10 protein-coding genes and 3 pseudogenes are annotated in these 9,297 nt (G+C 37.2%); 2 read left to right on the top strand and 11 right to left on the bottom strand.

Going from position 1 to position 9,297, the window contains the following annotated elements:
* Positions 1-105: 105 nt before the first annotated feature.
* The 3 genes and pseudogenes from DW917_RS15550 to DW917_RS15535 form a co-directional block, all read right to left on the bottom strand.
* A pseudogene (locus DW917_RS15550) lies at positions 106-1,460 on the bottom strand (type I restriction endonuclease); the annotation flags it as partial.
* A 42-nt stretch (positions 1,461-1,502) separates the two neighbouring features.
* Complete coding sequence (locus DW917_RS15545) at positions 1,503-1,835, bottom strand: hypothetical protein (protein ID WP_134844641.1); 333 nt, start codon at positions 1,833-1,835, stop codon at positions 1,503-1,505.
* Positions 1,836-2,773: 938 nt separating this feature from the next.
* Positions 2,774-3,223, bottom strand: coding sequence for a hypothetical protein (locus DW917_RS15535; RefSeq protein ID WP_118120179.1), 450 nt, complete (start codon positions 3,221-3,223; stop codon positions 2,774-2,776).
* Positions 3,224-3,854: 631 nt separating this feature from the next.
* Here DW917_RS15535 and DW917_RS15530 point away from each other — a divergent pair.
* Together DW917_RS15530 and DW917_RS15525 are read left to right on the top strand one after the other, a co-directional pair.
* Positions 3,855-4,766 (top strand): Abi family protein, encoded by a 912-nt coding sequence (locus DW917_RS15530; protein ID WP_118120177.1) that lies wholly within the window; start codon positions 3,855-3,857, stop codon positions 4,764-4,766.
* On the top strand, positions 4,745-4,993 hold the full coding sequence (locus tag DW917_RS15525; protein WP_187349106.1) for a hypothetical protein: 249 nt from the start codon (positions 4,745-4,747) through the stop codon (positions 4,991-4,993). The genes DW917_RS15530 and DW917_RS15525 overlap by 22 nt, the downstream gene beginning before the upstream one ends.
* A 385-nt stretch (positions 4,994-5,378) precedes the next feature.
* Here the strand turns inward: DW917_RS15525 and DW917_RS17355 are convergent, their stop codons facing one another.
* From DW917_RS17355 to DW917_RS17855, 8 genes and pseudogenes are all read right to left on the bottom strand, one after another.
* Entirely contained in the window at positions 5,379-5,555 is a 177-nt protein-coding gene (locus DW917_RS17355; RefSeq protein WP_158570212.1) for a hypothetical protein, read from the bottom strand.
* 188 nt (positions 5,556-5,743) lie between these two features.
* Positions 5,744-6,193: a hypothetical protein gene (locus DW917_RS15520; RefSeq protein ID WP_118120175.1), complete on the bottom strand. Its 450-nt coding sequence runs from the start codon at positions 6,191-6,193 to the stop codon at positions 5,744-5,746.
* A gap of 119 nt (positions 6,194-6,312) precedes the next feature.
* A pseudogene (locus tag DW917_RS15515) lies at positions 6,313-6,612 on the bottom strand (hypothetical protein); the annotation flags it as partial.
* A gap of 10 nt (positions 6,613-6,622) precedes the next feature.
* Positions 6,623-7,297, bottom strand: coding sequence for a hypothetical protein (locus DW917_RS18205; RefSeq protein ID WP_370453543.1), 675 nt, complete (start codon positions 7,295-7,297; stop codon positions 6,623-6,625).
* Positions 7,275-7,568: a hypothetical protein gene (locus DW917_RS15510; protein ID WP_158570210.1), complete on the bottom strand. Its 294-nt coding sequence runs from the start codon at positions 7,566-7,568 to the stop codon at positions 7,275-7,277. Before DW917_RS15510 ends, DW917_RS18205 begins: the two co-directional genes overlap by 23 nt.
* Before the next feature lie 71 nt (positions 7,569-7,639).
* Positions 7,640-8,005, bottom strand: a complete 366-nt coding sequence (locus DW917_RS15505) for a hypothetical protein (protein ID WP_118120171.1) — start codon at positions 8,003-8,005, stop codon at positions 7,640-7,642.
* Positions 7,992-8,234 (bottom strand): hypothetical protein, encoded by a 243-nt coding sequence (locus DW917_RS15500; protein WP_118120169.1) that lies wholly within the window; start codon positions 8,232-8,234, stop codon positions 7,992-7,994. Before DW917_RS15500 ends, DW917_RS15505 begins: the two co-directional genes overlap by 14 nt.
* A gap of 837 nt (positions 8,235-9,071) precedes the next feature.
* A pseudogene (locus DW917_RS17855) lies at positions 9,072-9,278 on the bottom strand (sugar-binding protein); the annotation flags it as partial.
* Positions 9,279-9,297: the final 19 nt, after the last annotated feature.

Raw genomic sequence — 9,297 nt, 5'->3', positions numbered from 1 at the left:
CAAAAAAAAGGGTGCGTCACAGACTTATGACACACCCTCATATCTTTTCCTAATTTGGCAACAACTTGTTGCCAAATTGTAAGTTGCTCATTATAAAACTTAATGCTCCAAGAAGTCATTTGTCAGTTCTTGATAGTTCTTCTTGACCTCATCAAATGGTGGACGTACGATATCTTCATGATTGTTGCTGTTGCTGAAAAGTTTGATGGACTCGTCCACCTTGCTTTTCAAGTCACGGAAGCAAACCACCTTACCGAAACGCTTCTTCTTGTTCAACACACGGTTGGTACGGCTGAACGCTTGCAACAAGCCATGGTACTCCATGTTTTTGTCAACATAGAGAGTGTTGAGCTTCTTGCTGTCGAAACCTGTAAGGAACATACCGACAACCAAGCAGAGGTCAAGAGGCTTCATGTCCGCCTTCTTTTTCTTCATGCGGAGGTTGATGTCATCGTAATATGCACGGAAGTTTTCTGTGGTGAAACTCGTTCCATACATATTATTATAATCATCCATGATGCCTCGTATTCGGCTTGTGTCTGCGTGTCAAGGTCGTGGCGATCAACCACAAACATCACCTTATCCACATCGTCCAATTCCGATACAAGTTGGGCAGCCTTGAAAGAAGTCAAGGTTTTGCCAGCTCCTGTTGTATGCCAGATATAGCCGTTGTCATTAGAGTTTTCCACACGGTCGAGAATCTTCTCCACGGCATAGAATTGGTATGGGCGAAGCACCATCAGGCATTTGTCTCCCTCATGTAATACAATGTACTTGCCAATAATCTTTCCCAACGTACACTTGTCGAAGAACACGGTGGCAAACTTCTCCAAGTCGTTGAACGGAACGTTTGCGGCATCTGTCCAGTTGAATGTGAACTTATAGCCACTATTCGGGTTATTGGCAAAATAGCGAGTGTTCACACCATTGGATATGACAAACCATTGGATATAATCAAACAGTCCATGGAAAGAAGTCTTGTGATAGCGTTGTATCTGGTTGTATGCCTGTTTCAGTTCCACACCTCTGCGCTTCAGTTCTATTTGGACCAAAGGCAGACCATTGATGAGTATCGTCACATCGTAACGGCATTTCTTTCTACCCTCAACCGTGATTTGATTGGAAACTTGATACTCATTCTGACACCAGTGAGTGCGGTTCAAGAACTCCACCCATAGGCGTTCACCGCTTTCGAGTTCAAGCGGAAAGAGGTCACGTAGTTTCTTTGCCTTTTCAAAACGAGTGCCACCCTCAAGATAGATAAGTATCTTTTCAAACTCAGACTCTGTAAATTCGGTACGACCCAATTCTTCCAATTTCTTCTTGTTGTGTTTCTCCAACTGCTTCTTGAAATTGGCAGACAGATTCTTCTCCTCTTCAATATGAACATACTCGTAGTTCATCTTTTGAAGAGTATCTATAAGTCCGTTTTCGAGGGCGGCTTCACTTTGTACAGGCATATCTTATCTTTTTTATCATTACACTTACAAGAATATGGCTATTCATCCATTTCGCCTACAAAGATATTTCAAACTGTCGATTTGCTCCTGGGTCAATCCTGTAGCTTGCTTAATAGCATCTAGATCCATTCTATTGTCCAACATCATTTTCGCCATAGTCAAGATTCGCTTATCCTTCTCCGCTAGGAGTTCCTCATTCTGCTTCAGATGCTCCTCATTCTCCGCCAACTTTTTATCTCTTATCCTCAAAGCGGTGTCACGATCCTCGATGGCAGAGAAGAACTCGTCCTCTACCAACATGTCTGCACGAACATCCACCGTTACCGTAGCAGCCGTGAGACGATTAATGATACGCATCATCAAAGGTACGAACATTTGATTCGTCCTTCGTCTGCAACGTACACACTACCATTATAATCGTATATTGTTCCAGCTATACCAACACCAGCAGGAGATTGATGAGGTAAGGGGCAATTGTGGCGATTTATTTCTGGCGGACATACATTGTTTTTTATCAATCATATGTCATGCAAGAGAGTGTAAAAAGAGCTGTGCTAAGCTACTTTATTGTAGCTTGACACAGTTAAGTTTACACTCTCCGAATGTCTATAGAACTAATACCTAACATTCATTTCACTTGTTACTTTTCTTCGGGTAACCTACAAACATTTTGATGTACCCTTCCTGAACAATTTACTATTGGAGGTAAATCTTTAGGAATCTCCATAATTCTCCCAATAAGACTATAAGTAAATGGTTTGTTGCCAGTAACATAAGTAATAAAGGCGCGATGTGAAGGTCGTAATGAAGAGTCAAGATACACAATTATGAAACTCCAATTAGACACTCTTTCTATCTTATAGACGTATTCAAACTCTGACTCATGGTCTTTTCTAAGTTGTGAGATATAGTTATCGCCATCTGAGTCAAAATAGACACTAGCATTCCTCAAAGCCCGATTTCCACGATATTTCCAATAAACTTTCCTTTTTTCTTCGTAAGTTTTCTCAAATCCGTTATCACGACATAGTATTAGCTTAAGGAACCTTTGCGTCTTTTCACTTCGTGATTTTATCCCATATTTATTATTTTTATAATCTTTCAAAAACACTAATCGTTTGACCTCATTGGAATAGTTATCCCAATTTCTTGTCATAGATGCCACGTAAACAAGTTTGCCACTTGAATCATAAACAAACTTTGGAATAATTTTATACGATTCATATCCATATTCATTGAATCTCACCTTATATTGAGGAAAGTTGTTGTACGACAGATACTTTAATTCATAAGGATAAGTGTCTTTTTTTATTTCATAGTTTGACGTATAAAGCCATTATCTTTAAATCATCAGGGTAATATTCTTTGTCTCTTATTACTTTATGCATTTGCGACATCACTACATTGTCTTCTTCTGGATTTGGAATAGAAAGGAATGTCTGAGCAGACATTTCCATAGAAGTACAAACGAAAGCTACAAGGTATACTATCAGAAATTTCCAGCCTTGGACAAAAGATTTCTTCCCATGAAAATTTTCGCTCAACGTTTTTTCGCTCTTTGTGATACCTAATGCTTTTGCGTTCTCACTGAGCAGTCTGGCAAGTTGTGCATGTGTTGTCTGTAAGGTTTTCACCGAAAATATATCACGATAATCATCCTCATATTTTTCAAGAAATTTTTTGATAAAGTCATGCGAGGTAAATTCTTTTCGGTTAAAAGAATCTACTACAGATTGAAATTTGGTTAATAGTTCTTTATCCATATCACACTTGCTTTTATAGCAGGCTCCATAACTATTCATTAATAAAAGGAAAGACTCTATATACACAAATAAGAAACGTGGAGCCAATCTGTCGCTCGTTCCACGCAGTAAAGGCTCTGGCATCGCCCAAGTTGTCGAAACGAGCAACGCCGAAAGCCCCACGTATGATGTAAGTATATGGTTCACCCTACATCAACAACGAACATAGAAATGTCCGAAGCCAATGAGGTTTGTATACAATACATCCCATGAGGCGTTCCCGTTGCTTTGTTTTTGACAACTTGCGTTCGAACTGCCAGATTCTTACTGCGTCAAAACCAAAGCGTACAGTTACGCCTTATATGTATATATGTCTGCCCAACCTCTGCCCATCGGGGCTTTCGGTACGGGTATAGACATTACAAATGTAATGTTTTAATCTCAAAAAGCCATTCGCTTTGATAGATAAAATGCGGTTTTAACCTATGATTTAACATAATTAAACGCAAATCTGTAAAAGAAATCCACTTTTGCGTGATTTTTCATTCCAAAAAGTTTGTATTCTCAATGATTATTTGTATCTTTGCAGTGTTAGTTCCAGCCGAGCCTCTTTACAATGCTTAAATAGGCTGGGCTTTTTTGTTTATAGGCTATGGCAAAGAGAAATTTCGGAAAAGATTACAAGACCCCACGAGAACTTGTAACCTTATTAAAAAATCGTGGATTGATAATTAATGATAGGCAAAAGGCTCAATTGTATTTGGAGAGCATTGGCTATTATCGATTGTCAGCGTATATGCATCCCTTGTTGAAAACTCCAAAGACACTTCATCAGTATAAGGAAGGTGCTACATTTAGCAAAGTAGTGATGCTATATCGCTTTGACAAAAAGTTGCGTCTGCTTCTCTTTAATGAGATTGAGAAGATAGAAATTGCCGTTAGAGAAGCCGTGATGAATATGACGGCAGAACAAACTGGGGACATTTATTGGCTTACCAATCCCTCATACTTTCATAACCAAGCTATTTTCAACAATAGCATGACTATGTTGACAAAGGAATACGAACATTCCACAGAAGACTTTATAGAACATTTCAAAAGGACTTACACCGAACCGTTTCCACCTGCATGGATACTTGGAGAGCTACTCCCAATGGGTAGCGTGAATATGTACTATAGAAATCTAAAAGACAAAGGTTTGAAAAAACAGATTGCCAAGCGTTTCAGTCTTCATGCTCCGGTGTTTGAGTCTTGGCTTTCTGTGCTTACACTTACTCGCAATGCTTGTTGTCACCACGCCCGTGTTTGGAACAAAGTCAACAAGATTATTCCAAATGACATGAGAGGCATGGCTCGTCCGTGGATTACACTTCCTACGGACAAGCGTAGAATCTATTATAACATGTGCATCATCAAGTATTTCCTTGACATTATCTCTCCCAACAATGATATGCTTGCCAAAATGCACAATCTGTTCAGCAAGTTTCCAGAGATAGACCTGGCGGCTCTTGGATTTCCTTTTGGCTGGGAACAAGAACCGCTATGGATACAGGCAAACAACTAAATGCAAATGAACTTATTGCCAAGCTTCAAGAATTAGAGACAGAAAATGCCAGGTTAAGAAGAATTCTTGATGTGCACGGAATACCATTCGTTGTGGCCGAGCCTAATGTCACAACGAAAGAAAGCCAACAAGCCGTATCCCATATAGCACCAAAGCTGAGCCTACAGGAAAAGGTTGCGTTATTTCGTAGCGTTTTTCTACAGTTTTCCGCATTTTTCTTCCGATAAATCAACCTCCCCTAGTGATGCCCAAAGACATCACAAGGGGAGGTTTCACTTTTTATCCCTCTTTCCACGAGTTGATTTCTCACAGAAATCTAACCATTCTTACATGATCAGCTAAAGCGTGAGGAGGTTCTGATATTCCTCAAATCCGCAACCTATTTGATTTCGTGGGATTTTGTTTGTAAAACGACAAAAATTCTTTTATTGTACATATTCCTTGCATAACAGAAACGTCGTAAACACCAAATCCCCTTACCCCATAAAGCGACTTGAGGTAATACGCCGGTTTTAACCAGAAAAGCATGGTCTTTAACCAAAGTCTGTCTTGAACAGGTTGGCATAAGCATTGTTGTCTGAGTAAATGTTCAATACATGCCTACGTGATGTCTTAATCCATTTCGCAGGATAGCTTTGTAGAAGTTACGTTCATGTCATCGAAGATGCGTTCCTTGCCACCACAAAGATATACGCACATCAGAGAGCGTAGAATCTCGCTATATTGATAACCAAACATAGTGCATCTCAATCCCAAGGTTGAATCTATGGTTTGATGCTCTTCTGGCATAGTCCCACTACATCCTATAAGGTTGCGGATTTGAGGGATTAAAGAAACTTGCTCAAGAAGGCATGATTCAGAGCGAAGTAGAATTGACGAATTATTCGAAGAGAAAGTATAATTACTTTCCTATACCATCATTATTTCTTCTGGTTCTTATTCCAGTGGTGATTAATTCCATCATAAGTTTAATCACATTATTGATACACCACATTGCTACCTTTTTCTATTTGAAAAATTTGATATTTAGAATCATAACTATATGAAATCAAGAAATATAGACTCCCCTTATCATCCACATAATAACTAGATGTCTTATATACTCCATCTCTTTCTTTCTTTATTATTATTTTGTATTTTTTTTCATAACTTGTTACATTTAATATAGTATCTTTAACTGTTGAAAAAAACAAAATAGAATCAGAAGAAGCAAAGTATTCTCCATTTTTATAAAAGAAATGATCTACAACATCATTACTTTTAGTTGATTCTATTACTATTTCTTTTTTGGAATATGTTATTAAGAAGGATGATTCTTCATTAGAAGATAATCGTTTCCTATTTCCATGACATGATGATAGCAGCATCAATAAAGCTGCTACTATCATTATTAAAGCAAAACTATTAATTTCCAAAAACTTTTTCATATTTCTTTTGCTCACTGTTAAACACTTTTTTTATAGATGGGTATTTATTTATCATTTTTTTTACTTGATTATAATTTGAAACCCCCACATGCTTTTTATCTTGCTTCGCTAAAGATTTGGAAGGAGATTCCCTGCGGAGCGCCATTGATATACACACCCTCCATCGTACCGTAACTCTTCATGATACGTTCACCGGCAGCGTTGTAAGTGTAACGGCTTGTCTTACCGTTGTCAGAGAGAACCATCAACCGATTATCCTCATCCCAGTGCATCTCACGGGTAGTATTCGTAGAGTCATTTGTTACCAGCGTTGGATTACCGTTGGCATCATAGGCATAATGGTCGTGACCAATCTGCGTTGGAACCGTCGGATGGTTACTGTCCTCATACTTATAAGCAAAGTTATTACCCTTGGCTGTGTCGTTGTAACTACCAACAAGTTGCCCCTTCAACCTCTCGAATTCTAGTCATAGGAATATAATTGACTAATAGTATATTCCGAAGAGAATCATAATGTACATTCCATTGCTTCTCCCTCTCTTCTTTAATATCTTTTATATCTATCCAGTCCGTTTCATTTGAATTATGAAAAATTAGCTCAATGGGGGAATAATGAGATACGTCTGAATTACTATAAAAATAGCGGAAAGATACCTTTCTTAAAATATTTTCCAAAGAAACAATTTTCTTTAGATGGAGGCTTTCTATGTCTTGAGAGTATAAAGTTATCGTTACACTTGTCTGCCCATTTGGAGCTAAAATTACATCGTTCTTACCCATAGTAAGTTTTTGATCTAGAAGATTATTAAAATAATGAGTACCTATCCCCATCTTAATTCTAGAATGAAATGTATTATAACCATTAACCACATTAATCGGTACAAATAAAGTGTCAGATGTATTATTCTTAATCATGTATTTAAATTGTATTACCCGAGGATAATTTTCAGCAAAAAAACTATTATTGAATGTTGGGAGAGGATAATTATCAATGACTTCGAAGAGCCATGCATCAACCTGATTACTTTTTGTTTTCGAACAACCAAACAAGATTACAACTATAAAGCTTATTATTAATATTTTAGTGTGACTGATATTCTGCATTGTTTCTTTCTAATTTTTTATATAAACTTTTAAATTGTGGAGTTGTCTGCTCATACCCGATACTGATATGGCCGCCGAAAGGAAGCGTCACGGAGCGCAGCATGTTCGTTCTGCACGTAAGGTTACGGTAGACTATAAGCTGCTTTCCTCCGTCAGCAACAATAATATCGGGATGTTCGTCACCGTTGATATCCCTCATCGCGGCCTCGGTACAGCTGACGCCGTCAGAAGCAAATCCTCCTTGAATGTAATCTTTCATTCCAGAAGCCACACGAATATTTTTTTAATTCATAATAAGCAATGACCGTTTTTTGTAAAAGTCGTGCATACTCTGTAACTTTATTAGTATATTGCCCATTCCTTTAAGGAATCGGGAATAATGCTTACATCCAATTCCTTATATATTTTCCCTTCTGAATTAGTCTCAAAACATGATGTGTAACCTTTCCTGTCTCCTCCATTATTCGAAATAATATATACCATATTAGGCCTTAACCCCCTTACATAGATATACAAAGAATCATAGCAATTATTCTTTATAATGTCGTCTTTCCCATCTATACTTATTATCCTAATGCGCTTGAAGGTACCTTCAGGTATTAATTTTTGGGAAATAAAGTCATACCTAAATCTATTAGAATGAGTACAGCTTAGCATCAATAAAGCACCTATTAGGAATATATAAAACGATGTGTTATTTCTTATCATTTGCTTTACGATACTCAACATATTCTTTCCATATTTTATCAATTATTCCTATTTTATATAAGTCTGATCTTTTTGAATGGAAAAGATTTCTTAAAAAACCAGATCCATACTTTTTATTTTTACTTAAGAATTTACTGAAGTCATAAAAGATAGCACGTCCTCTTTCCGCTTCATGTTCTAAAGTAGAGCCATCATGAGAACCGGCCTTAATATATGAATCTGCAAACATTCCTACATAATACTGGAGGCGATATTCATCTTTACTCGGAACGATAGCACTCCATTTGAATTTTCTCTTGCTTTCAATAAAGTTAAATAGAGTTGATCTGCCAACTTATTACTTTGTATGATATGTTTAATGTGACCAACTTCATGGCTTGCTATGGCTAACCAATCCATGTATCTAAAGTTTTCATTAGAACATTGCAGAGTTCTCTGTTTCAGGGAGTATTATGGCTTATAGGTCGTGTAAACCAACCAATTCCGAATAGCTTTGACATTATAAGCTTTATCATAGAAAATCGTTATTACGGGAACCTGCTTTATATCTATGTCGAATATTGAAGTTGAATACAAGTTTAAACTTTCTTTTTGTATCAGAATCCTATGCCGTCTAAATCTCCATCCTGTATATATTGAATCAGATAACTGAGTTACTGACATGAGCAGTTCTTTATCTCCGCCGTAATCAGATGTGAAAACATTGTCGTGATCGCGATAATACTTTAAGACTTCTCTAGAGTATAGTCCTTTTTTTTCGATAATTGTTGTTGTGTCATTATTAACATCAAGCATAAAATATATAACATTGTCTATCGGCAACAAAATATGCTGACTTTTCGATTTACAACAACCCAATATGCTGATACTTGTAAGTATCATACCGATTTTAATAATGTTTTTTGTAATATTTAGAAGCATCATTGAAAATGGATTTTAATTTTTTGTTTTGTCCGATTAACTCTGAAACCGTTTTATAGTACAACTTAGACCCTGGTAATTTCGGAGATCTTCTTATTAAATCATGATGTTCATCATTACCAGACAAATTCTTCCATATTTTTTCAGCGGCATTCGTGATACCGAGGATATTATCCACAGCATCATAACGATACCTGTTCTCCATCACAGCCTGACCGTCCGCTGTAAGGTTCATCAGCTGCAGACGCTCACGCTGCTTATCGTATGTATAGGTAGTCTCCGTTCCATTACCGAGTTTCGTATAGACCGTATGACCCTCCTTGACGTAACAAATCTTATCAATAATATAACTATAAAATACGTTTTCTTAA

It is taken from the genome of Prevotella sp. AM42-24 (assembly GCF_003461825.1).
In the GTDB taxonomy this organism is placed as follows: Bacteria; Bacteroidota; Bacteroidia; order Bacteroidales; family Bacteroidaceae; genus Prevotella; species Prevotella hominis.
The sequence above is the reverse complement of the archived record's forward strand: the minus strand, read 5'-3'. Positions and strand labels throughout refer to the sequence as shown.

Coding starts and splice junctions, on each gene's coding strand:
- DW917_RS15545 (WP_134844641.1), bottom strand. CDS start 1,835: ATGTTCGTACCTTTGATGATGCGTATCATTAATCGTCTCACGGCTGCT.
- DW917_RS15535 (WP_118120179.1), bottom strand. CDS start 3,223: ATGGATAAAGAACTATTAACCAAATTTCAATCTGTAGTAGATTCTTTT.
- DW917_RS15530 (WP_118120177.1), top strand. CDS start 3,855: ATGGCAAAGAGAAATTTCGGAAAAGATTACAAGACCCCACGAGAACTT.
- DW917_RS15525 (WP_187349106.1), top strand. CDS start 4,745: ATGGATACAGGCAAACAACTAAATGCAAATGAACTTATTGCCAAGCTT.
- DW917_RS17355 (WP_158570212.1), bottom strand. CDS start 5,555: ATGCCAGAAGAGCATCAAACCATAGATTCAACCTTGGGATTGAGATGC.
- DW917_RS15520 (WP_118120175.1), bottom strand. CDS start 6,193: ATGAAAAAGTTTTTGGAAATTAATAGTTTTGCTTTAATAATGATAGTA.
- DW917_RS18205 (WP_370453543.1), bottom strand. CDS start 7,297: ATGCAGAATATCAGTCACACTAAAATATTAATAATAAGCTTTATAGTT.
- DW917_RS15505 (WP_118120171.1), bottom strand. CDS start 8,005: ATGATAAGAAATAACACATCGTTTTATATATTCCTAATAGGTGCTTTA.
- DW917_RS15500 (WP_118120169.1), bottom strand. CDS start 8,234: ATGTTTGCAGATTCATATATTAAGGCCGGTTCTCATGATGGCTCTACT.